Source organism: Streptomyces sp. NPDC012794 (genome assembly GCF_042901085.1).
Taxonomy (GTDB): Bacteria; Actinomycetota; Actinomycetes; order Streptomycetales; family Streptomycetaceae; genus Streptomyces.
On record NZ_JBIBCI010000019.1, the window covers coordinates 63,050 to 89,464 of the forward strand.

General features: G+C 74.2%; 24 protein-coding genes. 16 read left to right on the forward strand and 8 right to left on the reverse strand.

The window, feature by feature from the left end; translation table 11 throughout:
- Positions 1-83 precede the first annotated feature (83 nt).
- From ACFY7H_RS28175 to ACFY7H_RS28210, 8 genes are all read left to right on the forward strand, one after another.
- Entirely contained in the window at positions 84-2,237 is a 2,154-nt protein-coding gene (locus tag ACFY7H_RS28175) for a right-handed parallel beta-helix repeat-containing protein (protein WP_388943458.1), read from the forward strand.
- 145 nt (positions 2,238-2,382) lie between these two features.
- Positions 2,383-3,201 (forward strand): hypothetical protein, encoded by an 819-nt coding sequence (locus ACFY7H_RS28180; protein WP_388943605.1) that lies wholly within the window; start codon positions 2,383-2,385, stop codon positions 3,199-3,201.
- A 140-nt stretch (positions 3,202-3,341) separates the two neighbouring features.
- Positions 3,342-4,646, forward strand: coding sequence for a hypothetical protein (locus ACFY7H_RS28185; protein ID WP_388943607.1), 1,305 nt, complete (start codon positions 3,342-3,344; stop codon positions 4,644-4,646).
- Between the two features lie 44 nt (positions 4,647-4,690).
- Positions 4,691-5,311 (forward strand): TetR family transcriptional regulator, encoded by a 621-nt coding sequence (locus tag ACFY7H_RS28190; RefSeq protein ID WP_388943461.1) that lies wholly within the window; start codon positions 4,691-4,693, stop codon positions 5,309-5,311.
- Between the two features lie 215 nt (positions 5,312-5,526).
- On the forward strand, positions 5,527-7,812 hold the full coding sequence (locus ACFY7H_RS28195; RefSeq protein ID WP_388943464.1) for a molybdopterin oxidoreductase family protein: 2,286 nt from the start codon (positions 5,527-5,529) through the stop codon (positions 7,810-7,812).
- Between the two features lie 73 nt (positions 7,813-7,885).
- Positions 7,886-9,352, forward strand: a complete 1,467-nt coding sequence (locus tag ACFY7H_RS28200) for a CitMHS family transporter (RefSeq protein ID WP_388943467.1) — start codon at positions 7,886-7,888, stop codon at positions 9,350-9,352.
- 97 nt (positions 9,353-9,449) lie between these two features.
- Positions 9,450-10,862 (forward strand): aldehyde dehydrogenase family protein, encoded by a 1,413-nt coding sequence (locus tag ACFY7H_RS28205; protein WP_388943470.1) that lies wholly within the window; start codon positions 9,450-9,452, stop codon positions 10,860-10,862.
- Between the two features lie 67 nt (positions 10,863-10,929).
- Positions 10,930-12,009, forward strand: a complete 1,080-nt coding sequence (locus tag ACFY7H_RS28210; RefSeq protein ID WP_388943473.1) for a Zn-dependent alcohol dehydrogenase — start codon at positions 10,930-10,932, stop codon at positions 12,007-12,009.
- 81 nt (positions 12,010-12,090) lie between these two features.
- On the opposite strand, the gene ACFY7H_RS28215 is transcribed toward ACFY7H_RS28210, so the two are convergent.
- Complete coding sequence (locus tag ACFY7H_RS28215) at positions 12,091-12,741, reverse strand: TetR/AcrR family transcriptional regulator (protein WP_388943476.1); 651 nt, start codon at positions 12,739-12,741, stop codon at positions 12,091-12,093.
- Between the two features lie 85 nt (positions 12,742-12,826).
- Between ACFY7H_RS28215 and ACFY7H_RS28220 the strand changes: the two genes are divergently transcribed.
- The 3 genes from ACFY7H_RS28220 (at position 12,827) to ACFY7H_RS28230 (ending at position 15,151) form a co-directional block, all read left to right on the forward strand.
- Positions 12,827-13,981, forward strand: coding sequence for an acyl-CoA dehydrogenase family protein (locus ACFY7H_RS28220; protein ID WP_388943479.1), 1,155 nt, complete (start codon positions 12,827-12,829; stop codon positions 13,979-13,981).
- A gap of 106 nt (positions 13,982-14,087) precedes the next feature.
- Positions 14,088-14,375 (forward strand): YiaA/YiaB family inner membrane protein, encoded by a 288-nt coding sequence (locus tag ACFY7H_RS28225; RefSeq protein WP_388943481.1) that lies wholly within the window; start codon positions 14,088-14,090, stop codon positions 14,373-14,375.
- Between the two features lie 131 nt (positions 14,376-14,506).
- Entirely contained in the window at positions 14,507-15,151 is a 645-nt protein-coding gene (locus ACFY7H_RS28230; protein ID WP_388943484.1) for a TetR/AcrR family transcriptional regulator, read from the forward strand.
- Here the strand turns inward: ACFY7H_RS28230 and ACFY7H_RS28235 are convergent.
- Entirely contained in the window at positions 15,142-15,603 is a 462-nt protein-coding gene (locus ACFY7H_RS28235) for a MaoC family dehydratase (RefSeq protein ID WP_388943486.1), read from the reverse strand. The two genes, ACFY7H_RS28230 and ACFY7H_RS28235, sit on opposite strands and share 10 nt — an antisense overlap.
- A 188-nt stretch (positions 15,604-15,791) precedes the next feature.
- Between ACFY7H_RS28235 and soxR the strand changes: the two genes are divergently transcribed.
- Positions 15,792-16,241 carry a redox-sensitive transcriptional activator SoxR gene (gene soxR, locus ACFY7H_RS28240; RefSeq protein WP_388943488.1) on the forward strand — a complete coding sequence of 150 codons (450 nt, stop codon included), beginning with the start codon at positions 15,792-15,794 and terminating at the stop codon, positions 16,239-16,241.
- Here the strand turns inward: soxR and ACFY7H_RS28245 are convergent.
- From ACFY7H_RS28245 to ACFY7H_RS28260, 4 genes are all read right to left on the reverse strand, one after another.
- On the reverse strand, positions 16,216-16,980 hold the full coding sequence (locus ACFY7H_RS28245; RefSeq protein ID WP_388943490.1) for a 3-keto-5-aminohexanoate cleavage protein: 765 nt from the start codon (positions 16,978-16,980) through the stop codon (positions 16,216-16,218). The two genes, soxR and ACFY7H_RS28245, sit on opposite strands and share 26 nt — an antisense overlap.
- Positions 16,977-17,573: a hypothetical protein gene (locus ACFY7H_RS28250; protein WP_388943492.1), complete on the reverse strand. Its 597-nt coding sequence runs from the start codon at positions 17,571-17,573 to the stop codon at positions 16,977-16,979. The genes ACFY7H_RS28245 and ACFY7H_RS28250 overlap by 4 nt, the downstream gene beginning before the upstream one ends.
- A 150-nt stretch (positions 17,574-17,723) precedes the next feature.
- Positions 17,724-19,007: a serine-threonine protein kinase gene (locus ACFY7H_RS28255; RefSeq protein ID WP_388943495.1), complete on the reverse strand. Its 1,284-nt coding sequence runs from the start codon at positions 19,005-19,007 to the stop codon at positions 17,724-17,726.
- Positions 19,008-19,115: 108 nt separating this feature from the next.
- A complete protein-coding gene (locus ACFY7H_RS28260; RefSeq protein WP_388943498.1) occupies positions 19,116-20,363 on the reverse strand; it encodes an exo-beta-N-acetylmuramidase NamZ domain-containing protein in 1,248 nt (415 codons plus the stop codon).
- A gap of 93 nt (positions 20,364-20,456) precedes the next feature.
- On the opposite strand from ACFY7H_RS28260, the gene ACFY7H_RS28265 reads away from it, so the two are divergent.
- The 3 genes from ACFY7H_RS28265 to ACFY7H_RS28275 all read left to right on the forward strand — a co-directional run bounded on the left by ACFY7H_RS28265 (position 20,457) and on the right by ACFY7H_RS28275 (position 23,597).
- A complete protein-coding gene (locus ACFY7H_RS28265; protein WP_388943501.1) occupies positions 20,457-21,230 on the forward strand; it encodes an SDR family oxidoreductase in 774 nt (257 codons plus the stop codon).
- On the forward strand, positions 21,227-22,924 hold the full coding sequence (locus ACFY7H_RS28270; protein ID WP_388943504.1) for a class I adenylate-forming enzyme family protein: 1,698 nt from the start codon (positions 21,227-21,229) through the stop codon (positions 22,922-22,924). The genes ACFY7H_RS28265 and ACFY7H_RS28270 overlap by 4 nt, the downstream gene beginning before the upstream one ends.
- A gap of 61 nt (positions 22,925-22,985) precedes the next feature.
- Positions 22,986-23,597: a TetR/AcrR family transcriptional regulator gene (locus ACFY7H_RS28275; RefSeq protein WP_388943506.1), complete on the forward strand. Its 612-nt coding sequence runs from the start codon at positions 22,986-22,988 to the stop codon at positions 23,595-23,597.
- Here the strand turns inward: ACFY7H_RS28275 and ACFY7H_RS28280 are convergent.
- A complete protein-coding gene (locus ACFY7H_RS28280) occupies positions 23,594-24,733 on the reverse strand; it encodes an alkene reductase (protein WP_388943508.1) in 1,140 nt (379 codons plus the stop codon). The two genes, ACFY7H_RS28275 and ACFY7H_RS28280, sit on opposite strands and share 4 nt — an antisense overlap.
- A 74-nt stretch (positions 24,734-24,807) precedes the next feature.
- Here ACFY7H_RS28280 and ACFY7H_RS28285 point away from each other — a divergent pair, with 74 nt between their 5' ends.
- Positions 24,808-25,188 carry a MerR family transcriptional regulator gene (locus tag ACFY7H_RS28285; protein WP_388943510.1) on the forward strand — a complete coding sequence of 127 codons (381 nt, stop codon included), beginning with the start codon at positions 24,808-24,810 and terminating at the stop codon, positions 25,186-25,188.
- On the opposite strand, the gene ACFY7H_RS28290 is transcribed toward ACFY7H_RS28285, so the two are convergent.
- Positions 25,176-26,411 (reverse strand): acyl-CoA dehydrogenase family protein, encoded by a 1,236-nt coding sequence (locus ACFY7H_RS28290; protein ID WP_388943513.1) that lies wholly within the window; start codon positions 26,409-26,411, stop codon positions 25,176-25,178. The genes ACFY7H_RS28285 and ACFY7H_RS28290 overlap by 13 nt on opposite strands.
- Positions 26,412-26,415 lie beyond the last annotated feature (4 nt).

Below are 26,415 nucleotides of genomic sequence, written 5' to 3' on the forward strand. Positions count from 1 at the left end.
CCGGGCGGGGTGCGCGGGACCGGCGCCACGGGATCGTGCGCGGGGGGATCCCAAAAGATGAACATTGCTCTACTCTCTCGCGCATGTCGTGGACCCGCAGGTTCCCTGCCGTGCCGGCGGCGCTCCTCGCCGCCCTCCTCGCCCTCCTGTCACTCCTCGCCGCCGCGCCCGCCGCCCGCGCGCACGAGGAGCGCCCCGTCGCCTTCCCCGACGGCACCGGATCCGTCCCCGCGTACCGCGCCGCCGAGCCCGACCTGCTGGTCTGCAAGACCGGCCGGCCCGACTTCGAACGCCGCGTGGCCGGCTTCCCGCAGGAACTCCGGCAGCGCAACCTCGACCTCTACGAACGCTGCGAGAAGAGCGGCTACCGCCACCTCCAGGAGGCCGTCGACGCCGTCGACCGGCCCGGGATGAACATCGCGGTCCTGCCCGGCCTCTACGAGGAGGAGCCCTCACTGCCCGGGCCGACGGGGGAGTGCGCGCGGCTCAAGGCCCCCAACTCCGCCCTCGGCTACCAGATCCTGTCGTACGAGCAGCAGGAGAAGTGCCGGCACAACCAGAACCTCGTCGCCATCCTCGGCAAGACGAACCTCCAGATCGAGGGCACGGGCGCCACCCGCACGGACGTCGTCATCGACGCCAAGTACCAGAAGCTGAACGCCATCCGCGCCGACCGGTCCAACGGGATCTACTTCCGCAACTTCACCGCGCAGCGCACCACCTTCAACGCCCTGTACGTACTCGCCGGCGACGGCTTCGTCATCGACGACGTCCTGACCCGCTGGAACGACGAGTACGGCTTCCTGACCTTCGCCAGCGACCACGGCCTCTACAAGAACTGCGAGTCCTACGGCAACGGGGACTCGGGCATCTACCCCGGCAGCGCCTCCGACATCAACGACGGCCGCGGCTACGACGTGCCCCGCTACTCCATCGAGATCACCGGCTGCCGCAGCCACCACAACATGGTCGGCTACTCCGGCACCGCCGGGGACTCGGTGTGGGTCCACGACAACGAGTTCGACCAGAACATGGGCGGCGCCTCGATGGACAGCGCCTTCCCCGGACACCCCGGGCTCCCCCAGAACCACGCCCGCTTCGAACGCAACCTGATCCACGACAACAACGCCGACTACTACCGCTACGTCGCCGACGGCACCTGCGCCAAACCGCCCGCCGAACGCGGCTACGAGCAGGGCGTGGTCTGCCCGCAGATCTCCATGCCGCCCGGCACCGGCATCATCACCGCCGGGGGCAACTGGAACCTCTACGAGGGCAACTGGGTGTACGGGCACCGGCGCGCGGGCTTCTTCCTCAGCGCCGTACCGGCCTTCATCCGCGGTGAGGAGCGGTGGTCCAAGCAGACCGACACCTCCCACCACAACCGGTACGCGGGCAACGTCCTCGGCAAGGACAGGTCCGGGGCCTCCCGTCCCAACGGCACCGACGTGTGGTGGGACGGCCAGGGCCGGGGGAACTGCTGGCAGGACGGCCCGGACGGCTCCACGCCCGGCACGCTCCCGCAGTGCGGCAAGGAGCGCGGACAGGTCAGCGGATCCGCGGCCCGGCTGGTGGGCGAACCGGTGAAGCTCACCCAGCTGATGGTCTGCGCCGACTACAGCGTCCAGGCCCGCAAGCTCCCGGCGGGCTGCGACTGGTACGGCGCCCGTGGCCTGGAACGGGTCGAGACCCAGATCGCCGTGGCGGTGGCGGCGGTGCTGCTGCTGGTCGGCGGCGCCCTGTGGTGGCGCAGGCTGCGCGGCTCCCGGACGGGCACGGTGGCCTCGCTGCTGGGGCTGGCCGGCCTGGCCCTGGACGTGGCCGGCTCCACGATGCCCCTGGTGGACACCCTCGTCCCGGCGCTGGCCCTGTTCCTGCTCGGCCTGTGGTGGACCGGTGCCGGCCTGGCGCTGCGCCCCGAACGCCCCTGGCTGGCGCGCCTCACCCTGCTCCTGGGCGCCCTGACCCTGCTGGACGCCTTCGACAAGGCCGTGCTGATGATCCCGTGGATCCCGCTGAGCCCCGCCTGGGTACGGGCCCTGGTCGCGGTGGTGTGGGTGCTGTGGACGGTCGTCGCGTCGGCCCGCCCGGGCCCGAGCGCACCGGCCCGTCCCGCCGGCCCCGGTGACGGCCCGGCAGGGGACCGTGCCCCGGCCCCGGCGGGCCCCGCACCGGCCCTGAGCGGCCCCGCCGACCTCCCCGCCCCCGCCCCCCGCCCCGACGGCAGCACCGCATAACCACCCCGCTCCCGCCCAGGCCGGCCCGCCCCATGACCGGAGGCCCGCAGTGACCGTCCCCGCACAGACCCGCATCCGGTGCGACGCGTGCCCGACGCCCGCCCCCCGCACCCGCACGCAGCGGCGCTCCGCCCGCACGGCGGGGCTGGCGGCCCTGCTCCTGCTGCTCGCGGGCGGTGCGGCGACGGGCTGCGGAGGCCGGGCCACCACCCACCACAAACCCGGCACCACCCACGAACAGGCCTCCGGCAGCGCCGGCACCCTGCTCGACACCCAGGACGGCGGCGGCCACCGCCTGCGCGAGGTCCCGGCCCAGGGCGCACCCGAGGTCAAGCTCACGGCCCGCCCCGACCCGGAGGACGGCTGGAACCTCCAACTGGCCGTCTCCCGCTTCCGCTTCACCCCCGACAGCGTCGGCGGCGCCGCGCTCACCGGCGCCGGCCACGCCCACCTGGAGCTCGACGGCCGCAATCTGGCCCGGGTGTACGGCCCCTGGTTCCACCTGCCCGCGGCGCAGGTGCCCGAGGGCGCGCACACCCTGACCGTCCGCCTGTACGCTGACGACCACACCGCCTGGGCCGTGGCCGGCAAGCCGGTCGAGGCGGCGGTGACACTGACCGCGGGCCCCCCGGGCCAGGGAACCCACAGCCACCCCGCATCCCCGCCGGCCGGCGCACCGGCGACCCGGCCGGCCCCGGCGGCCGACCGGACCGTCACCCTCGCCGTCCGGGACGGGAAGGTGGTGCCCGCCACCGGCCGCACCGAGCTGAAACGAGGCGAGCGCCTCGCCCTGCGCGTCACCAGCGACCGCGCCGACACCCTGCACGTCCACGGCTACGACGAGGAACTCGCCCTGCCCGCAGGCCAGGAGGCCACCCTGGTCCTGACGGCCGACCGCACGGGCCTCTTCGAGGTCGAGACCCACGAGTCCCGGCTCGTCCTGACCCAGCTCCTCGTCCGATGAGCCCCCTGGCCGCCCTGGTCCCGCTCGGCGCGGCCACCGCCGGAGCCGGACCGGCCCTCACCGTCGCCGCCCTCCCGGCCCGCGCCGCGGCAGCCCCCGGATGGCCCGCCGCGCAGCCGGGCCCCGGGCCGGCCCAGGGCGTGGTCCTTCACCCGGCCGACCCGTCGACCCTGCTCGCGCACGGGATCGGATCCCAGCACGATCTGCCGATCTCCCCCTTCTACGCCTTCGCCGGAGCCTTCGCTGCGCTCTTCGTCTCCTTCCTCGCACTCGGCCTCCTGTGGTCCGCCTCCCGCTTCCGCGGCGACCGCTCCGGCCTCGCCCTGCCCGCCGGGCTCCAGCGGGTGGCCGACGCGCCGGCCACCCGCACCGCCCTGCGCGGGCTCGGTCTCGCCGCGGCCCTCGCCGTACTCCTCCACCTCCTCCTCGGTCCCGACGACCCCGGCCGAAACCCCGCTCCCGGCGCCGTCTACGTCCTGCTGTGGGTCGGGATCGTGCCCGCCTCCCTTCTCCTCGGCCCCGTCTGGCGCCTCCTCAACCCGCTGCGCACCCTGCACCTCCTGCTCTCCCGGGCCCGGCGCCGGCAGCCCGGGGCCGGCCGTCCCCTGCCGCCCCGCGCCGGCCAATGGCCGGCCGCCGCCGGACTGTTCGGCTTCACCTGGCTCGAACTCGTCGCTCCCGATCCCGCGTCCACCACCACCCTCCTGTGCGCCCTCACCGCCTACACCGCCACCCACCTGCTGCTCGCCGCCCGCTTCGGCGAGAGCTGGTTCACCGAGGCCGACGCCTTCGAGGTCTACTCCGGCCTCCTGGCCCGGCTCTCACCCCTCGGCCGCCGCAGCGACGGCCGCCTGGTCCTGCGCAACCCCTTCCACGGACTCGACGCGACACCCGAGCGGCCCGGACTCGTCGCCACCGTCTGCGTCCTGCTCGGCTCCACCGCCTACGACGGCTACTCCGACAACCCCTCCTGGATCGACACCCTTCAGACCTCCCCTCTCGGCCGCACCCCCACGGCCACGCTCGGACTGCTCGCCTCCATCGCCCTCGTCGCCACCCTGTACTGCCTGTGCGCCGCGGCCACCCGCCTCGTCAGCGGTCCTCACCCGCGACCGCTGACCGCCTTCGCGCACTCACTCGTGCCGATCGCCCTCGGCTATCTCACCGCCCATTACTTCTCCCTCCTCGTCACCGAAGGACCACGCACAGTAAGCATGGCACTCGGCACTGACAACGCCCCCGATCCCAGTCCCCCCTTGGGTCCAGGCGGCCTCGCCGCCCTCCAGGTGATCGCCGTCGTCGTCGGCCACGTACTCGGTGTGATCGCCGCCCACGACCGGTCCGTACGCCTCTTCCCGCCGGACAGGGCGGTGGCGGGCCAACTGCCGCTGCTGGCGCTGATGATCACGTACACGATCGGCGGCCTGACGCTCCTGCTGAACTGAGGACCGCGCCCGCACCGCTGGACCCGCGAGCCAGGAGCGGCATGATGGACCCCGTGCCTCCCGCCCACCCCCTGCGCAGGACCCCGGTCCAGCAGCGCAGCGCCGACCGCCTCGCCCGGATCCTCGACGCCTGCGCGGAACTCCTCGACGAGACCGGCTACGAGAACCTCAGCACCCGCGCCGTCGCCCTGCGCGCCGGCGTGCCCATCGGCTCGGTCTACCGCTTCTTCGGGAACAAGAGGGCCATGGCCGTCGCCCTCGCCCAGCGCAACCTCGAGCAGTACGCCGAGGGCATCCAGCGGCGGCTCGCCCTGCTTCCGGCCACCCACTGGCGGCCCGTCGTCGACGCCGTGCTGGACGAGTACCTCGCCATGAAGCGGAGCGTCCCCGGCTTCGCCCTCGTCGACTTCGGGGTGCCCGCCCCGCCCGCCGACGGCCCCGCCTCCGACCCCAACGACCTGGTCGCCGCCCGTCTGACCGGGCTCCTGTGCGCCCACCTCGGGCTCGCCCCCGGCCCGGAACTGTCCCGGGCGGTCCTGGTGGCCGTCGAGGCGACGGACGCACTGGTCCAGCTGGCCTTCCGGGCCGATCCGGCCGGGGACGCCGGCATCGTGGCCGAGACCCGCGCCATGATGCACGCCTACCTGGCCCGGGTCCTGGACTGACACCCCGCGTACGAGCTCCCCGAGCGCAGGGCGGGCCGCGGGCGCGAACGCGCGGTCCCGACCCCCTCCCCAGCGTGCCTACCGGTCGGTATGCTCGGTGCGCCGCCCGCCCCACCCCCGTCCGACGCGTACCGCTCCACGCCTGCCGCGTCCGTGCCGCACGGCGGGGCGCCGGTCCGCTCCCGCGCCGCAGCCTGCCGCCCCGAGGAGGGCCCATGCCCCGCACCGCCCCGCGCATCTGCCCCCTCTGCGAAGCCACCTGCGGCCTCACCCTCACCATCGAGGGCACCACCGTCACCGGAGCCCGCGGCGACCGCGACGACGTCTTCAGCCGCGGCTTCGTCTGCCCCAAGGGCGCCGCCTTCGGAGCCCTCGACGCCGACCCCGACCGGCTGCGCACCCCCCTCGTCCGCCGCGACGGGCAGCTGCGGGAGGCCACCTGGGAAGAGGCCTACGAGACCATCGCCGCCGCCGTCCCCGCCCTCGTCCGCGAGCACGGCGCCCAGGCCGTCGCCATCGTGCTCGGCAACCCCAACGTCCACACCATGGCCGGCGCCCTCTACCCGCCGCTCCTCGTCAACGCCGTCGGCACCCGCAACCTCTTCACCGCCAGCACCCTCGACCAGATGCCCAAGCACGTCTCCAGCGGGCTGCTGTTCGGCGACCCCTTCGCCATCCCCGTTCCCGACCTCGACCGCACCGACTTCCTCCTGCTGATCGGCGCCAACCCGGTCGAGTCCAACGGCTCCCTGTGCACCGCCCCCGACTTCCCCGGCAGGCTCAAGGCCCTGCGGGCCCGCGGCGGCACGCTCGTCGTCGTCGACCCGCGCCGGACCCGCACCGCCCGGCTCGCCGACCGCCACCTCGCACCCCGCCCGGGCAGCGACGCGCTGCTCCTCGCCGCGCTCGCCCACACCCTGCTCACCGAGAAGCTCACCGACCCCGGATCGCTGACGGAACACACCGAAGGGCTACGGGAACTCACCGACGCCCTCGGGAGTTTCACTCCTGAGGCGGTCGCCCCCGCCTGCGACCTGCCGGCCGACACGATCCGCGCCCTCGCCCGGGATCTGGCGGCCGCGCCGACCGCCGCCGTCTACGGGCGGATCGGCAGCTGCACCGTCGAGTACGGGACGCTCGCCAGCTGGCTGGTGGACGTACTGAACATCCTCACCGGCAACCTCGACCGCCCGGGCGGAGCCCTCTTCCCACTCCCGGCGGCCGGTCCGCGGCCCCGTCCCGCCGGGCCCGGCAGGGGGTTCGCCCTCGGCCGCTGGCGCAGCCGGGTCAGCGGGCACCCCGAGGCCAAGAGCGAACTGCCCACCGCCGCCCTGGCCGAGGAGATCGACACCCCGGGGGAGGGGCGCATCCGCGCCCTGATCGCCATCGCGGCCAATCCGGTGCTGTCCGCCCCCGACGGCCGGCGGCTCGACGCCGCCCTCGCCGGGCTCGACTTCATGGTCAGCGTCGACCCGTACCTCAACGAGACCTCGCGCCACGCCGACGTCGTCCTGCCCCCGCCGCCGCCCTCGCAGAGCGCGCACCACGACTTCGCCTTCAACGGGTTCGCCGTCCGCAACCAGGTCCGCTACACCCGGCCCGCCGTCCCCCTCGAAGCGGACCGGCTCGACGAGTGCGAGATCCACGCCCGCCTCGTCCTGGCCGTCTCGGGCATGCACGGCTCCGCCCAGCCGTCCGCCGTCGACGACATGGCGATCCAGGGCGCCCTCGCCAAGGAGACCGCCGACCGGCGCTCCCCCCTGTACGGCGAGGACCCGCGGCGCCTGGCCGCTCTCCTCACCGGCGAAACCGGCCCGGAGCGCCGACTCGACCTGATGCTCAGGCTGGGCCCGTACGGCGACCTGTTCGGCGCCGCCGTCCGCCCCGGCGGCGGCGCCGACGACGGTACGCGGCCCCGCGCGGGCACGCCCGAGGAGGCCGGGCTCACCCTGGAGCGGCTCCTGGCCCACCCGCACGGCATCGACCTGGGCCCGCTGCGCCCCCGGCTCCCGGGCCTGCTCCGGACCCGCAGCGGCAGGATCGAGCTGCTCCCGGAGCCGATCGCGGCCGAGCTCCCCAGGCTGCGCGGGGCGCTCGCCGCCCGCCCCGCCGCCATGGTGCTCGTGGGCCGCCGCCACCTGCGGTCCAACAACAGCTGGCTGCACAACGTCCCGGCCCTGGTCGGAGGTTCCAACCGCTGCACCCTCCACGTCCATCCGCTGGACGCGGACCGGCTCGGCCTGGCCGACGGCGGCCGGGCCCGGATCGCCGCGGACGGAGGCGGCCTGGAGGTGCCGGTGGAGGTCACCGACGCCGTCCGCCCGGGTGTGGTCAGCCTCCCGCACGGCTGGGGCCACGACCGGCCGGGCACCCGGCTCACGGTGGCCGGGGCCGACCCGGGGGTCAACGTGAACCAGCTGCTCGACGGCACCCGCCTCGACCCGCTGTCGGGCACCGCGGTGCTCAACGGCTTCCCCGTCACCCTGGCACCCCTGCCCTGAGCTGGGGTTTTGCTCGTATTGCTCACGCGCGGACGTCTTGTTGGCGCAAGGAGGCGGCACCTACCTTCCCTGCATGCTGACCTTCCTCGGCTTCGCCATGATCGCGACCTTCCTGGTCCTGATCATGCTGAAGAAAATGTCGCCCATCGCGGCGCTCGTCCTCATCCCCGCGCTCTTCTGCGTGTTCGCCGGAAAGGGCGCGCACCTGGGGGACTACGTCATCGACGGCGTCGGCAAGCTCGCCCCCACCGCCGCCATGCTGATGTTCGCCATCGTCTACTTCGGCGTGATGATCGACGTCGGCCTCTTCGACCCGATCGTCCGGGGCATCCTGCGCTTCTGCAAGGCCGACCCCGTGCGGGTGGTGGTCGGTACGGCCGTACTCGCCGCGATCGTCTCCCTCGACGGCGACGGATCGACCACCTTCATGATCACGGTTTCGGCCATGTACCCGCTCTACAAGCGGCTCGGCCTGAGCCTGGTCGTCATGACCGGCGTCGCCGCGACCGCCAACGGCGTGATGAACACCCTGCCCTGGGGCGGCCCCACCGCCCGCGCCGCCACCGCGCTCAAGCTCGACGCGGCGGACGTCTTCGTCCCGATGATCCCGGCGCTCGCCGTCGGCCTGCTGTTCGTCTTCGTCCTGTCGTACGTCCTCGGCGTCAGGGAGCGCCGCCGGATCGGCACCCTGGTGATGCCGGGCACGGAGACCGTGGAGGAGGACCTGGTGACGGCCGGTCCCGGCGCCGCGGAGCCCGCCGCGGGCACCCGTACCGCCGGCTCCGCCCCGGCCTCCGGCGCGAGCCCCCGTACCTCCGGCGCGGCGGGCTCCGAGTCCGGTCCGGTGGCCGCCGCCGCGGGCCCCGGAGCGGGCGCCGCCCTGCCCGACGGCGACGGCTTCCAGGGCCTGGACCCCGAGCGCCCGACCCTGCGCCCCCGCCTCTACTGGTTCAACGCGGGCCTCACCGTCGCCCTGCTCACCGCGATGATCATGGAGCTGCTGCCCATCCCGGTCCTCTTCCTGCTCGGCGCGGCCCTCGCCCTCACGGTGAACTTCCCCCACATGCCGGACCAGAAGGCCCGGATCGCCGCCCACGCGGACAACGTCCTCAACGTCGCCGGCATGGTCTTCGCCGCCGCCGTCTTCACCGGCGTCCTCACCGGAACCGGCATGGTCAAGCACATGGCCGACTGGCTCGTCGGCGCCATCCCCGAGGGCATGGGCCCGCACATGGCCCTGGTCACCGGTCTGCTGAGCCTGCCCCTCACCTACTTCATGTCGAACGACGGCTTCTACTTCGGCGTCCTGCCGGTGCTGGCCGAGGCGGGCGCCGCCCACGGGGTCTCCCCGCTCGAGATCGCCCGGGCCTCCCTGGTCGGCCAGGCCCTGCACATGTCCAGTCCGCTGGTTCCGGCGGTCTACGTCCTCGTCGGCATGGCCAGGGTCGAGTTCGGCGACCACACCCGGTTCACGGTGAAATGGGCGGCCCTCACCTCCCTCGTGGTCCTGGGCGCGGGGATGCTTTTCGGCATCATCTGACCTCCGGGCCCCGGCCGACCGAAAACTACCGGCGCTAGTTTGTAGGGTGTGCTGGCGAAGTCGGTCCATGCGTTCGGACGTGCTCGGGAGGAATGCCATGAAGGCCCATGACGGGATGTACATCGGCGGGGAATGGCGGCCCGCCGCCGGAGCCGGCCGGATCGAGGTAGTCAACCCGGCCGACGAGCAGGTCATCGCCGCCGTCCCGGCCGGTACCGCCGAGGACGTGGACGCGGCCGTACGCGCGGCCCGCGCGGCCTTCCCCGGCTGGGCGGCCACGGCTCCGGCCGAGCGGGCCGCCCTCATAGGCGCCCTGCGCGACGTGCTCGTCGCGCGCAAGGACGAGTTCGCCGAGACCATCACCGCCGAGCTGGGCTCCCCCCTCGGCTTCGCGGAGGCCGTCCACGTCGGCGCGCCCATCGCGGTGGCCTCCTCGTACGCCGAACTCGGCGCCTCCCACGCCTTCGAGGAGCGCGTCGGGAACTCCACCGTGTTCCTCGAGCCGGTCGGCGTGGTCGGGGCCATCACGCCCTGGAACTATCCCCTGCACCAGGTCGTTGCCAAGGTGGCACCCGCTCTCGCCGCCGGCTGCACCATCGTCCTCAAGCCGGCCGAGGACACCCCGCTGACCGCACAGCTCTTCGCCGAAGCCTTGCACGAGGCGGGCATCCCGGCCGGAGTCTTCAACCTGGTCACCGGCACCGGCCCGGTCGCCGGCCAGGCACTGGCCGAGCACGACGGAGTCGACCTCGTCTCCTTCACCGGCTCGACCGCCGTCGGCAGGAAGATCGGCGCCATCGCCGGCGCGGCCGTCAAGCGCGTCGCCCTCGAGCTGGGCGGCAAGTCGGCGAACGTCATCCTGCCCGGGGCCGATCTGGCCAAGGCGGTCAAGGCCGGCGTCGGGCACGTCATGAACAACTCCGGCCAGAGCTGCAACGCCCTCACCCGCATGCTCGTCCACCGGGACCAGTACGAGGAGGCCGTCGCCCTCGCGGCCGCCGCCGTCGCCTCCTACCCCTCGGGCGACCCCCGCGACCGGGGCACCCGCCTCGGGCCGGTCGTCAACGCCACTCAGCGCGACCGCGTCCGCTCCTACATCGCCAAGGGCGTCGCGGAAGGCGCGCGTCTCGTCGCGGGCGGACTCGACGCGCCCCACGAGCGCGGGTACTTCGTCGCGCCGACCGTCTTCGCGGACGTCACCCCCGACATGACCATCGCCCAGGAGGAGATCTTCGGCCCGGTGCTGGCGATCCTCCCCTACGAGGACCACGACGACGCCCTGCGCATCGCCAACGGGACGGTCTACGGCCTGGGCGGCGCGGTGTGGGCGGCGGACGAGGAGACGGCCGTGGCGTTCGCCCGCCGGATGGACACCGGCCAGGTGGACATCAACGGCGGCCGCTTCAACGTGCTCGCGCCCTTCGGCGGCTACAAGCAGTCGGGCATCGGCCGCGAGCTGGGCGCGCACGGCCTGGGAGAGTACCTCCAGACCAAGTCCCTCCAGTTCTGACCCCCCGGCCCCCAGGTCCCAGCAGCCCCACCACCCCCAGCAGCCTCACCACACGGAGACGACGACCATGGTCCGCGCCGCCATCCTGCCCGCTGTCGGAGCCCCGCTGGAGATACGGGAGATCGTGCTGCCCGATCCCGGACCCGGGCAGGTCCGGGTGCGGCTCGCCGCCGCCGGGGTCTGCCACTCCGACCTCTCCCTCACCGACGGCACCATGCGGGTGCCCGTCCCCGCCGTCCTCGGCCACGAGGGCGCGGGGACGGTCCTCGCCGTCGGCGAAGGGGTCACCCACGTCTCCCCGGGCGACGGGGTGGTGCTCAACTGGGCTCCCTCGTGTGGGGAGTGCCACCACTGCCGGATCGGCGAGGTCTGGCTCTGCGCCAAGGCCCTGGCCGGGGTCGGCGCGGTGTACGCCCATGACGCCGAGGGCACCGAACTGCACCCCGGGCTCAACGTCGCCGCCTTCGCCGAGGAGACCGTCGTCGCGGCGAACTGCGTGCTGCCCGCGCCCGCCGGGATCCCGCTCGCCGAGGCCGCCCTGCTCGGCTGTGCCGTCCTGACCGGCTACGGCGCCGTGCACCACAGCGCCCAGGTCCGCCCGGGCGAGTCGGTGGCGGTGTTCGGCGTCGGCGGGGTCGGCCTCGCGGCCCTCCAGGCCGCCCGGATCGCCCAGGCCGGGCCGATCGTGGCCGTCGACGTCTCCCCGGCGAAGGAGGAACTGGCCCGCGCGGCCGGGGCCACCGACTTCCTGCTCGCCTCGGACACGACCGCCAAGCAGATCCGCGCTCTCACCGGCGGGCAGGGCGCGGACGTCGCCGTCGAGTGCGTGGGCCGGGCCGGGACCATCCGCGCCGCCTGGGAGTCCACCCGCCGGGGCGGCCGCACCACCGTCGTCGGCATCGGAGGCAAGGACCAGCAGGTGAGCTTCCACGCGCTGGAGATCTTCCACTTCGCGCGCAGCCTCAGCGGCTGCGTGTACGGCAACAGCGACCCGGCCCGCGACCTCCCGGTCATCGCCGGACACGTCCGGGCCGGCCGCCTCGACCTGGGCTCCATGGTCACCGACCGCATCACCCTCGACGGCATCCCGGCCGCCTTCGACGCGATGACCGAGGGCAAGGGCGGCCGCTCGCTGGTGGTGTTCTAGCCGCCCGCCTCGGGGGACCGCGCCGACGCGCGGCCCCCGGGCGGGCCCGCCCGGGGGCGGGCCACCCTGGGCCGCCGCCCCCTACATCCGCGGCGCCCCCGCCCGCAGCCCCTCGTACTGGACGGTCAGGCCGTCCAGCAGGGCCGTCAGGCCCGTTTCGAAAGCGCCCTCGTCCACCTCCCGCTGCCGTTCCGCCAGCAGATGGGCCTGGCCCAGGTGCGGGTAGTCCGCCGGGTCGTACGCCGCCTCGTCGTCCACGAAACCCCGGGCGAAGGAGGCCATCGCCGAGCCCAGGATGAAGTACCGCATCAGCGCGCCGATGCGGGTCGCGTGGGCCGGGGGCCATCCCGCCGCCGTCATGGCACCGAACACCGCGTCCGCCAGCCGCAGGCCCGCCGGGCGCCGGCCCGGCCCGCGCGCCAGCACCGGCACGATGTTCGGATGGTCCGCCAGGGCCTCCCGGTACGAATGCGCCCAGTCGTACAGCGCGCCCCGCCAGTCCTTGCCGCCGTCGAACATCGACAGGTCGACCTTCGCGCTCACCGCGTCCGCCACCGCGTCCAGGATCGCGTCCTTGGTACGGAAGTGGTTGTAGAGGGAGGGTCCGCTCACCCCGAGGGCGGCGGCCAGCCGGCGCGTCGAGACCGCGTCCAGCCCCTCCGCGTCCACGAGCGCGCCCGCCGCCTCGACGATGCGGTCTCTGCTCAGGAGGGGCTTGCGCGGTCTGGCCATGCGCCACATAGTAGGCCCTGCCCCGACATAAACTACCGCTGCTAGTTTAAGAGCCGCGAGCGGCCGGCAGGCCCCGGAGGGACCCGTGAACCTGGAGCTCAGCGAGGAGCAGGAGGCCGTGCGCCGCCTCGCCCGCGCCTTCACCGACCGCGAGATCGTCCCGTACGCCGCCGAGTGGGACCGCGCGGAGAGCGTGGACCGCGCGATCGTGAGGAAACTCGGCGACCTCGGCTTCCTCGGCCTCACCGTCCCCGAGGAGTACGGCGGCTCCGGCGGGGACCACCTCTCCTACGTGCTGGTCACCGAGGAGCTCGGCCGCGGGGACTCCGCCGTGCGCGGCATCGTCTCCGTCTCCCTCGGCCTCGTCGCCAAGACCCTCGCCGCCTGGGGCACCGAGGAGCAGAAGCGGGCCTGGCTGCCCCGGCTGTGCTCCGGTGACGCGCTCGGCTGCTTCGGCCTGACCGAGCCCGACACCGGCTCCGACGCGGCCGCCCTCACCACCCGCGCCGTGCGCGAGGGGGACGCGTACGCCATCACCGGCAGCAAGATGTTCATCACCAACGGCACCTGGGCCGACGTCGTCCTCCTCTTCGCCCGGACCGACGCCGGCACGCCCGGCCACCGGGGGATCTCCGCCTTCCTCGTCCCCGCCGACAGCCCCGGCCTCACCCGCCGCGAGGTCCGCGGCAAGCTCGGCCTGCGCGGCCAGGCCACCGCCGAACTCACCCTCGACGGCGTCCGCGTGCCCGCCTCCGCGATGCTCGGACCCGAGGGCAAGGGCTTCTCCGTGGCCATGTCGGCGCTGGCCAAGGGCCGGATGTCGGTGGCCGCCGGCTGCGTCGGCATCGCCCAGGCAGCGCTGGACGCGGCGGTCTCGTACGCGGGCCGGCGCGAGCAGTTCGGCAAGCCGATCGCCCGGCACCAGCTGGTCCAGGAGCTGATCGCCGACATCTCGGTCGACGTGGACGCGGCCCGGCTGCTGACCTGGCGGGTCGCCGACCTGATCGACCGCGGGCAGCCCTTCACCACCGAGGCCTCCACCGCGAAGCTCTTCGCATCCGAAGCCGCCGTGCGGGCCGCGGGCAACGCCCTCCAGGTGCACGGCGGCTACGGCTACGTCGACGAGTACCCGGCGGGGAAGCTGCTGCGCGACGCCCGCGTCATGACCCTCTACGAGGGCACCAGCCAGATCCAGAAGCTGCTCATCGGCCGGGCCCGCACCGGGGTTTCCGCCTTCTGAACCCCGGTCCTGGAGGGAAACCGCCCCGAGGGCGGGGGACGGTCTGAGTACCCGTCTGAGTACCCGCGCGGATGTGGCCCGGGTCACGGCGTCCGATCCTGGGCCCATGAACGAGACACCGGTCAAGCAGCAGCACACGGGGGCGTACTACGGCCAGGCCGTCGCCTCCTTCGGCATCGCCCTCGCAGCCGTGGCCATCGGGATCTACACCATGGACGTCGACGGCTGGGTCCGGGCCTTCCTCGGCATCGCCGTCCTCTACCTGACCACCTCGGCCTTCACCCTCGCCAAGGTCGTCCGCGACCGCCAGGAGGCGACGCAGATCGTCAGCCGGGTCGACCAGGCCCGGATGGAGAAGATCATGGCGGAGTACGACCCCTTCTCGCCGAAGTAGCCCGGAACAGGCCCGCGACGCGGCCCCGGAGCAGGCCCGCGCCGCGGCCCCGGAGCGGTCACTGCCCTAAGCGCTTGCTCACCCTCCGGTAAGCTGGCGTCTTCCCAGTGGACGAAGAGGGTGGGCGAGCGATGGACAGCGCGGCGGAGACGACCGGCGGCTACCAGCCGTGGTCGGAGGTCACCCCCGACGCCGCGCGGCGGCTGCTCGTGGCCGCCGTCGAAGCCTTCGCGGAGCGCGGGTACCACGCGACGACCACCCGCGACATCGCCGGCCGCGCCGGTATGAGCCCCGCCGCCCTCTACATCCACTACAAGACCAAGGAAGAGCTGCTCCACCGGATCAGCCGGATAGGCCACGACAAGGCCCTGGAGATCCTGGAGACCGCCGCCTCCGGGCCGGGGGCGGCCGCCAACCGGCTGGACGCGGCCGTACGGTCCTTCGTGCGCTGGCACGCCGCGCACCACACCACCGCCCGCGTGGTCCAGTACGAGCTCGACGCGCTCGCCCCGGAGCACCGTTCCGAGATCGTCGCCCTGCGCCGGCTGAGCGACGCGGCCGTGCGCCGGATCCTGGCCGAGGGCGTGCGGGCGGGGGAGTTCGACGTCCCCGACGTCCCGGGCACCACGCTGGCCGTGCTGTCGCTGTGCATCGACGTGGCCCGCTGGTTCAGCACCGCCGGACCGCGCACGCCGGACGAGGTCGGAGCGCTGTACGCCGACCTCGTGCTCCGGATGGTGGGCGCGCGCCCGGCCCCCGGGACGGCTCAGAAGTAGTAGCGGGACACCGACTCCGCGACGCACACCGGCTTCTCGCCGCCCTCGCGCTCGACGGTCACGGTCGCCGCGACCTGTACGCCCTCGCCCGCCTCGGTGACCGCCGTGATGACGGCTGTGGCGCGCAGCCGCGAGCCGACCGGGACCGGGGCCGGGAAGCGCACCTTGTCCGTGCCGTAGTTGATGCCCATCCGCATGCCCTCGACCCGCATGACCTGCGGCACCAGGCTCGGCAGCAGCGACAGCGTCAGGTAGCCGTGCGCGATGGTGGAACCGAAGGGGCCGGTGGCGGCGCGCTCCGGGTCCACGTGGATCCACTGGTGGTCGCCGGTCGCGTCCGCGAAGAGGTCGATCCGCTTCTGGTCCACCTCCAGCCACCCGCTCGGGCCGAGCGTCTCGCCGATGCCGGCGCGCAGCTCCTCGGCGGATGTGAAGATCCTCGGTTCGGCCATGCCCTGCCCCTGTCTTCCGCTGTCCACTGCCGGCTTCCGCAGTCCTCTGCCGGTTCCGGTTCCGGTGCCGATACCGATGCCGGTTCCTCTTTTCCGGCCCCGGTTCCGGCGCTCAGGCGAATAAGCGCTTGCTCAGCATGCTGGGGCCTGGTGCGTCTGTCAACGGACCTCCGGCTAGGCTCGGGCGTGTGCCGCAGATTCCCGAGAAAGTCCACGAACTGACCGTCGGCCAGCTGTCCGCGCGCAGCGGGGCGGCCGTCTCCGCCCTGCACTTCTACGAGACCAAGGGCCTGATCAGCAGCCGCCGCACCGCCGGCAACCAGCGCCGCTACAGCCGTGAGGCGCTGCGCCGGGTCGCCTTCGTACGCGCCGCCCAGCGCGTCGGCATACCGCTCGCCAGCATCCGCGAGGCCCTGGCCGAACTGCCGGAGGAGCGCACCCCCACACCGGCGGACTGGGCGCGCCTGTCCGAGAACTGGCGCACGGAACTGGACCAGCGGATCGAGCAACTCAGCCGTCTGCGCGACCACTTGTCCGACTGCATCGGCTGCGGCTGCCTCTCGCTGAAGAACTGCGCCCTGTCCAACCCGGACGACGTCTTCGGCGGGCGCCTCACCGGCTCCCGGCTGTCCCAGTAGCGGCCCGGTCCCGCAACTCCAGGGCGGCCGCCACCAGTTCGGCGTTCGAGCGCGCCGGCCGCCCGTCCGGCAGGTGCAGCACCTGCGCCACGCCGATCCGTGCGCCCGCACCGCACCGCGCGGCCAGCCGCAGCACCGGCCAGGCGGCGGCCTCCCGCCCGTACAGCACCACCGGCACCGGCGGCAGCCAGCGCAGGCCCGCCACCAGTGCCGGGTCGGCCTCCGCCAGCTCCACCACCAGCCGGACCCGCCCCGGCGCCGGCGCGGCCCACTCCAGGAACCGGGCCAGCGGCTCCGGCCCGGCCCCGCCCCCGTGCGGCACCACCGCGTCCACCGCCACCCCCCGCTCCAGCAGGGCGTGCGCCAGCTCCCGCGCCCCGGGCTCCGCGAACGGCACCGCCGCCCGGTCCGGCAGCACCGTCCAGGACCGCACCCGTTCCAGCCGCCCCGACGCGTCCGGCTCGGCCGCGACACCCGCCGGAACCGTCAGAGGTACGCGGACCCCCGCGCCGCGCACTTCCTCCAGCAGGGGCCCGACCACGCGGGGCGAGAGGCTCTCCCGCCCGCACGGGGTCCTCGGGTGCACCAGCACCTCGCCGGCCCCGGCGGCCACCGCCTCCAGCGCGGCCCGGGCCAGATCCGCCGGGGACAGCGGCACCGCCGCCCCGTCGGCCGCGTCCCGCGAGCCGTTCAACGCGGCCTGGAGCACCGCCGCACCGGCGCCGCGCGGCCCGCTCACGCCGCGCCCGCCGCCTGGTGCACCACCGCCGAGCCCGCCAGCGCCGGCCGGGGCACCACGATGCCGCAGCCCCCGCAGACCGGCCCGTCCCACGACCACGCCCCGGCCCACGACCCCGGCCCCGCCAGCCCGGCGGGCCAGAACAGCTCCTCCTCGCCGCAGACCGGGCACCCCGTCCCCGGCTCCGACTCCAGCGCCGAGACCAGCCGCCGCAGCACCTCGCCCAGCGTCCCCTCCGGGCGCACCCCCGGATCGGCGCACCGCACCACGGCGTCCCCGCTGCCGCCCCAGGCCCACTCCGGCCGCCGCACCCCGTCGTGCTTCTCGCGTCTGCGCCGCTCCGCGAACTGCCGCTCGTACTCCAGCCAGACCGCCCGCGCGTCCTCCAGCTCCTCCAGTGCCGCGACGAGCCGCAGGGGATCAGCGCCACGGTCCTCCGGGGCTATCCCGTGCCGGTCGCACAGGTGCCACCATGTCGCCCGGTGCCCGTAGGGCGCGAAGCGCTCCAGGCAGCGCCGCAGCGAGTGGCGCCGCAGGGCCCGGTCGTTGCGCGCGTCGCGCACCTGATAGGCCAGACTCCGAAAACCTGCCAACGTACCTTCACCTCCGCCGTGCCCTGCCCATACCCGTGACCGCGTCACTCCGTCGAACGAAGCGACCCCCCGCGACGTGCCCAACATGCCCGGCGGGCTGTGGGCGCATGCGGGGGCGGTCGAGGCGCACGGGTGGCACATGGCCGGAAATCAGCGCCCCATGCGTCCCGCGGCCACCACGATCCGGGCGAGTTCCGCATGGCAGATGTCGCTGTGCGCCCCCGACGGAGCCCCGCCCCGCCGGACCACGGAGCCCGCGTCCACACTGACGCAACCGGCCTCCGGCAGCCCGTCCCGCAGGGCGGCCTCCAGGCTCAGCCGCCGCGCGCCGGACACCGCCCGCACCCCGTCGTGCCCGACCGCGCCCCACCGCTCGTCGAGACCGAGCAGACCGGCCGAATCGCCCGCCATCCGGGAGGCCAGCGGATAGAACACCCGCAGCGCCGAGTCGTGGACGGAGTGGCAGGCCACCACCGGCCCGTCCACCCTGCGCTGGAGTCCGCCGAGTGCGCCGCCGCGCCCCCGGTCGTGGGGCAGGCGGTCGCTGAACGCGTAGTGGGAGAAGGCCCCCTGGAGCAGCGTCAGCGACTTCACGTGCCGGGCGCCGTCCGGTACGGCCCGCAAGGAGAAGGACACCACCCGGGCGCCGAAGCTGTGGCCGATCAGATGGACGCGCAGGGCCGGCCGGCGTCCCGCGAGGTCGGTGAGGACGGGGCCGAGCCCGTGCTCGCCGACCACCCCGGCCCGCTTCTTCATCTCGTAGTACGTGGCCTGGCGCAGCAGCTCCTTGGCCCCGCGCCACAGGGAGCGCGGCCCGCCGCCGAGGTCGGCTCCGGGTACGGATTCCGCCTCGGCCAGAGCCTCGGCCAGCTTCCCGCACACCTCCAGGGTGTCCAGTACGAAAACGGCCGGAACCCCCGGCGCGGCGGCCGGGCCCGCCGGCTCGGCGTGCACCAGCTGCCGTACCAGCGACCCGAATTCGGCAAACGCCGCCGGCGACTGCGGCTGCTCCGCGAGCAGCGCGGCGACCCGGTCCAGCTCCGCTTCCCGTCCCGGCCAGAACACCGCGAGGGCCGCGCGCGCGGCAGCGTCCAGCGCCGTACCGGACTCCGCCCCCGGCAGCGCGCCGTGCGGTTCGAAGTCCGGTATCGGCTCGTCAGGGAAGCGGATCGAGGGCCACACCACCCCCACGTACCCCAGCCGCACCCCTGTTCCCACCAGCCCCGGGAAGGGGGCGAAGAAGCGGTCGAAGAGCCTGGTCGAGGTGGACCGGTCGCTGTTCCAGCCGTGGGCGAAGACCAGCAGGTCGGTCGCCTCGACCCGGGCCACCGCCGCCCTGGCGGCCGGATCCACGTCACCCTGGGCGTCGAAGGTCAGCTCCCGGTACGGGCCCACCCCGATCCCCGTTCCGGCCGCACCACCGCTGTCCGCCATGGCCTCCCCCTTCACCCGCCCAGCCTCCGGTGCTCGCAGCATCCCGCCGCGGGGCCGCGTCGGCCAGACCCGTGACGTCACCGGTCCGTGCGGAAGCCCCCGCCCGCGTCAGGGGTACAGCAGGTACCGCTCCCGCACGGCCGAGAACCGCGCCAGCCCCGCCTCCCAGGCGCCCGCGATCTCCTCCACCCCGGCGCCCGCGTCCACCATCGTCCGCACCCGGTCCGAGCCGGTCAGCCGGTCGATCCAGTGGTCCGCCCGCCAGCCGAACCCGCTCCACACCCGCCGCGCCGTCACCAGCAGCCCGATCCCCGCCCGCACCGGGTCGAAGGCCTCCCGGTCGTGCACCACCAGCCGGACCCCGCCGCAGAGCCTTCCGGCGTGCTTCGAGAACGCGGGCGTGAACCAGGTCTCCCGGAACCACACCCCGGGCAGCCCCAGCCCGTTCGCGGCCTCCGCCCACCGCCGGTCCACGCCCTCCCCGCCGACCACCTCGAAGGGCGTGGTCGTACCCCGGCCCTCGGACAGGTTGGTGCCCTCGAAGAGGCAGGTCCCCGCGTACGCGAGCGCCGTGTCCGGGGTCGGCATGTTCGGGCTCGGCGGCACCCACGGCAGCCCCGTCGCCCCGAAGAACGACTCCCGGCGCCACCCCGACATCGGCACCGTCCGCAGCCGTACCCGTCCGGCGCCCGGGAACTCGCCGTTGAAGAGCAGGGCCAGCTCCGCCGCCGTCATCCCGTGCGCCAGCGCGATCGGCTCCCGGCCCACGAAGCTCGCGTACGCCCGCTCCAGCACCGGCCCGGCCGCCCGCCGCCCGCCCACCGGATTGGGCCGGTCCAGTACCACCACCGCCTTGCCCGCCAGCGCGGCCGCGCGCATGCAGTCGTACAGGGTCCAGATGTAGGTGTAGAAACGCGCCCCGACGTCCTGGATGTCGAAGACGACCGTGTCGATCCCCGCCGCCGTGAACACGTCCGCGAGCCCCTGCCCGCTCTTGCCGTACGTGTCGTACACCGGCAGCCCGGTGGCCGGGTCCCGGGTGGCCGCCTCGGACCCGCCCGCCTGCGCCGTCCCCCGGAAGCCGTGCTCCGGCCCGAACACCGCCACCAGGTCCACCCGCTCGTCGGCGTGCAGTACGTCGACGAGGTGGCGGGCGTCGGCGGTGATCCCGGTGGGGTTGGTGACCACCCCGACCCGCTGCCCGGCGAGTTCCGCGTATCCGCCGGCGGCGAGCCGCTCGAAACCGGTACGCACCCGCCCGGCCGCGGCCCCCGCCGCCGCGCCCGCGGGGACGACCGCACCCGCCGCCCCCATGGCCCCCGCCAGTCCCAGCACCCCGCGTCGCGACAGAGTCATCCCGCCACGCTAGGCCCCGCACCCCTTCCGCCCTGACATACCGACTGGTTAGTCTGCCCGGGATCCGGCCGGTCCGGCAGGCAGTGACGAAAGGTGACCCCCGTGAGCGCGTACCAGGACCAGCGAGTCGTCGTCACCGGCGCGGGCGGCGGCATCGGCGCGGCACTCGCCCACCGCTTCGCCGCCGAAGGGGCCACCGTGGCCGTCAACGACCTCGACCCCGTCAAGGCCGCCGCCGTGGCGGCCGCCATCGGCCCCCGGGCGGTCGCCGTCCCCGGCGACGCCTCCACGGTCGCCGAGCGGGCCCGCGAGGCCCTCGGCGGCACGGTGGACGTGTACTGCGCCAATGCCGGACTCGCCTCCGGCGGCGACGCCTTCGCCGACGAGGCCGTCTGGGAGGCGGCCTGGGACACCAACGTCATGGCGCACGTGCGCGCCGCCCGGACCCTGCTGCCCGACTGGCTGGAGCGGGGCGGCGGCCGCTTCGTGTCCACGGTCTCCGCCGCAGGACTGCTGACCATGATCGGAGCGGCCCCGTACAGTGTCACCAAACACGGTGCCCTCGCCTTCGCGGAATGGCTCTCGCTGACCTACCGCCACCGGGGCGTCCAGGTCCACGCCATCTGCCCGCAGGGGGTGCGCACCGACATGCTGACCGCGTCCGGTTCGGCGGGGGAGCTCGTCCTGGCGCCGACCGCGATCGAGCCGGAAACGGTCGCCGAAGCACTGTTCGACGGCATGGAGAAGGGCCGGTTCTTGATCCTCCCGCACCCCGAGGTGGCGGACTTCTACGCCGCCCGCGCGACCGGCCCCGACCGGTGGCTGCACTCCATGAACCGCCTCCAGCAGAAGTGGGAGGGCTCGTGACGCCCCCCGCCACCGGGTCTCCGTACGCCGCCCGGCCCTGGCTGCGCCGGCTCAGTCCCGCCCAGCTGGCCCCCGTGGCACCGCCGCCGAGCGTCCTGCACGTGTTCCGCGCGGCCGCGGCCCGCGCCCCCGGGCGCACGGCACTCGCGTACTTCGATGGCCGGATCTCCTACGCCGAGGCCGACGCGCTGTCCGACTCCCTCGCCGGGTACCTGGCCGGGCGGGGGATCGGGCGGGGCGACCGGGTCGCGGTCATGCTGCAGAACACCCCGCACTTCGTGCTCGCGGTGCTGGCCGCCTGGAAGGCCGGGGCGGTGGTCGTCCCGCTCAACCCGATGTACAAGTCCGCGGAGGCCGGGCACGTCCTGCGCGACTCCGGTGCCGCGGCGCTGGTGTGCGTGGGCGGGACGTGGCGGGCGCACCTGCGCGCGGCGGTGCGGGGGAGCCGGGTGCGGGTCGTCCTGACCGCGCGGGACACGGACTTCCAGACCCGCGACGACCCCCGGGTCTTCCCGCCGTCCGACTCCGCCGCCGCCGACCCCGCCGCCGACGTCCCCGCCGGCCCCGGCGCTCCCGCCGATCTGCTCGCCGTCGCCCGGCAGGGCCGCCCCGCGCCGGCCGATCCGGGGCTCGGCGCCGCCGACGCCGCCCTCATCAGCTACACCTCCGGCACCTCCGGCACCCCCAAGGGCGCCGTCAACCCGCACGGCGCGGTCACCTACAACGCCACCCGGCAGGTCACCGGCCACCCCCTCGCCGAGGGCGCCGGGTACTTCGCCCTCGCCCCGCTCTTCCACATCACCGGCATGGTCTGCGAGCTCGCCGCCTGCTTCGTCAACGCCGGCACCCTCGTCCTCGCGCACCGCTTCCACCCCGGGGCCGTCCTCGACGCCTTCCTCGAACACCGGCCCGCGTACACCATCGGCCCGGCCACCGCCTTCACGGCCCTCGCCGCCCACCCCGACGCCACCCGGGACCACTTCGCCTCCTTCCAGGTGGTCTCCTCCGGCGGCGCCCCGCTCCCGCCCGCGCTCGTCGAGCGCCTCCGCGCCTCCTTCGGGTTCTACCTGCGCAACGGCTACGGCCTCACCGAGTGCACCGCCCCCTGCGCCTCGGTCCCCGCGCACCTCGAAGCGCCCGTCGACCCCGCCACCGGCACCCTCTCCGTCGGGGTCCCGGGCGCGCAGGCCCTCGTACGGATCCTCGACGAGCAGGGCCGCGAGGTGCCCCTCGGCCGGACGGGCGAGATCGCCGTACGGGGACCGCAGGTCGTGCCCGGCTACTGGGGCCTGCCCGGGGCCACCGCCGAAACCTTCCCGGACGGCGAACTGCGCACCGGGGACGTCGGCTTCATGGACCCCGACGGCTGGCTCTACGTGGTCGACCGCAAGAAGGACGTGATCATCGCCTCCGGGTTCAAGGTCTGGCCGAGGGAGGTGGAGGACGTCCTGCACACCCACCCCGCCGTACGGGAGGCGGCCGTGGTCGGCGTCCCCGACGCCTACCGGGGGGAGAGCGTCAAGGCCTACGTGACCCTGCGCCCGGGGGCCTCGGCCGGGCCGGCGGAACTCGCCGCGTACTGCTCCGAGCGCCTGGCCGCGTACAAGTACCCGCGCGAGGTCGAGGTCCTGCCTGTTCTTCCCCAGACCACCAGTGGCAAGATCCTGCGACGAGAACTGCGCGAGCGCGGCTGAAAATCGTCGGACGGTCGTACGGCGCGGGACAGGTCAGGATCAGGAGAGGAAGGCGAGCACCATGGCCGCCAGGACCACCGAGGGCCCCGAGGACGGAAACCGGGAGACCCCGGTGCCGCAGCGGCTGCTGGCCGTCGCCACCAGGCTCTTCGCCGAGCGCGGCTACGACCGCACCTCCGTGCAGGAGATCGTCGAGGCGGCCGGGGTGACCAAGGGGGCGCTGTACCACTACTTCGGTTCCAAGGACGACCTGCTGCACGAGGTGTACGCGCGCATGCTGCGCCTCCAGCAGCAGCGGCTCGACGCCGTGGCCGGATCCGACGCCCCCGTCGGCGAGCGGCTGCGGGCCGCCGCCGCCGACGTCGTGGTCACCACGATCGAGAACCTCGACGACGCGATGATCTTCTTCCGGTCGATGCACCAGCTCAGCCCGGAGAAGTACAAGCAGGTACGGGCGGAGCGCCGGCGCTACCACGAACGCTTCCGCGCGCTGGTCGAGGAGGGGCAGCGCACCGGGGTGTTCTCCACGGCCACGCCGGCCGACCTGGTGGTGGACTACTACTTCGGCTCCGTCCACCACCTGTCCACCTGGTACCGCACGGACGGCCCGCTCACCCCGCACCAGGTCGCCGACCACCTCGCCGACCTCCTGCTGCGCTCCCTGCGCCCCTAAGCCGCATCGGCCGCATCGGTGGCTTCCGCCGCATCCGTGAGCGCCGGATAGTCGGTGTAGCCCTCCGGCCCGTGCACGTGCATCAGGAACTCCGGGCGGAGCGGGTTCAGCGGAGCGCCGGTGCGCAGCCGTTCCACCAGGTCGGGGTTGGCCAGGAAGCCGCGCCCCAGGGCGACGAGGTCGGCGCCCCGCGCCAGCAGCCGCTCTCCCCGCCGCCCGCCGGCGTCGGCGGCGAGTTCCTCGCGGGAGGTCCGGGGGTTGGCGATCAGGACGCCGGGCCAGGCCCCGCGCAGTTCCGCGAAGCCGGGCCCGTCCGGGTCGGCGTACTCCACGTGCAGGTAGACGGGCTCCAGTTCCGCCAGCGCGGCCAGGAGCGCCGGGTAGAGCACCTCGGTGTCGCTCTCCTCGACGCCGTTGACCTCCACCCCGGGGGAGACGCGTACGCCGACCCGCCCGGGGCCGACGGCCTCGACGACGGCCCGGACCACCTCGACGGTGAACCGGATCCGCCCCTCGACCGGCCCGCCCCACGCGTCGGTGCGCAGGTTGGTGTTGGGTGCGAGGAACTGGTGGAGCAGGAGGCCGTTGGCGGCGTGCACCTCCACCCCGGCGAAGCCCGCCTCCACGGCGTTGCGGGCTGTGCTCGCGAAGTCGGCGATGGTGGAGCGGATGTCCTCCTCCGTCATCGTGCGCGGTGTGACGGGGTCCTGGAGCCCGGTGGGGGTGTGCAGCGGCTCCGGGAGCGGGACCTCGGACGGCGCGAGCGGGAGGTGGCCGCTGGTGTCGGGGTGGCCGATCCGCCCGCCGTGCTGGAGCTGGAGGAACATCCGCCCGCCGGCGGCGCGCACCGCGTCGGTGACCCGCCGCCACCCGGCGGCCTGCGCCGGGGTGTGGATCCCCGGGATGTGCGGATAGGTCTGTCCGACGGCGTTCGGTGTCGTGGCCTCGGCGATGATCAGGCCGGCCGAGGCGCGCTGCGCGTAGTAGGCGGCCATGAGGTCCCCCGGCACCCCGTCGGCGCCGGCGCGGTTGCGGGTCAGCGGGGCCATCACCAGGCGATTGGGGAGTTCCAGGCCGCCGAGGCGGGTCGAGGTGAAGAGGCGGGAAGCGGCGAGGGTCTGTCGTGTCTGCGTCATGCCGGTACCGTAGAACCTGACACCAGTGTCAGGTTCAAGGCGGAAGGCCCGCCCGACTACCCCCGGGGACGACCATGCGGATCGGTGAACTGGCGAGGCGCACCGGAGTCGGTGAGCGCTCGCTGCGCTACTACGAACAGCAGGGCCTGCTCGTCTCCGACCGGACGCCCGGCGGGCACCGGGACTTCCCCGAGCGGGCCGTCGACCGAGTCATCCGCATCCAGGAGCTCTACGCGGCCGGACTGCACAGTTCCAAGATCGCGCAGATCCTGCCCTGCATGCGCGACGAGGACGGCGGCCCGTCGCTGCGCGCCACCCCCGCCCTGGTGGCCGAACTGGCCACCGAGCGGGACCGGATCGACCGGATGATCGGCGACCTCGTCCGCTCCCGCGAGGTGCTGGACGAGGTCATCGAGGCGGCCTCGGGCCGCTCCCCGGCGCCCTACGCCCGGTAGCGCCCGAGCTCGCGGCGGGCCAGCGAGCGCTGGTGCACCTCGTCCGGCCCGTCCGCCAGGCGCAGCGTCCGCGCGGCCGCCCACAGTTCGGCCAGCGGCAGGTCCTGGCTGACCCCGCCCGCACCGTGCAGCTGCACCGCCTGGTCCAGGATCCCCACGACCGCGCGCGGGGTGGCGATCTTGATGGCCTGGATCTCGGTGTGCGCCCCCCGGTTGCCGACCGTGTCCATCAGCCAGGCCGTCTTCAGCACCAGCAGCCGCAGCTGCTCGATGGTGACTCGGGCGTCCGCGATCCAGTTCTGTACGACTCCCTGTGCGGCCAGTTCCTTCCCGAAGGCGGTACGCCCCACCGCGCGCCGGCACATCAGCTCGACCGCCCGCTCCGCCATCCCGATCAGCCGCATGCAGTGGTGGATCCGGCCCGGGCCGAGCCGGGCCTGGGCGATGGCGAAGCCGGAGCCCTCCTCGCCGATCAGGTTCCCCGCCGGGACCCGGGCCCCGTCGAAGACCACCTCGGCGTGGCCGCCGTGGTCGTGGTCCGCGTACCCGTACACCGTCATCGCCCGGCGCACCTCCACGCCCGGGGTGTCGCGCGGGACCAGCACCATCGACTGCTGGCGGCGCGGGTCGGGGCCGCCCGGGTCCGTCTTGCCCATCACGATGAAGACCTTGCAGTCCGGGTTCATCGCTCCCGAGATGTACCACTTGCGCCCGGTGACCACGTACTCGTCGCCGTCCCGCTCGATGCGGGTCTCGATGTTCGTCGCGTCCGAGGAGGCCACCTCGGGCTCGGTCATCGCGAACGCGGAGCGGATCTCCCCTGTCAGCAGCGGCTCAAGCCACTGCTTCCTCTGCGCGGCGTCGCCGAACTGCGCGAGCAGCTCCATGTTCCCGGTGTCCGGGGCCGCGCAGTTGGTCGCCATCGGCGCCAGGTGCGGGCTGCGGCCGGTGATCTCGGCCAGCGGGGCGTACTGGAGGTTGGTCAGGCCGGCGCCGTGCTCCCCGTCCGCGCGGCCGTGCTCCTTCACGAAGAAGAGGTTCCACAGCCCTTGCCGGCGCGCCTCGGCCTTCAGTTCACCGAAGACGGCCGGGGTGTCCCAGGGCGAGGCCAGCCGTGCGCGCTGCTCGGCGGCGACCGGTTCCGCCGGGTATACGTACTCCTCCATGAACGCGAGCAGCCGCTCGCGGAGTTCCTCGGTCCGGGTGTCGAATGCGAAGTCCATGCGG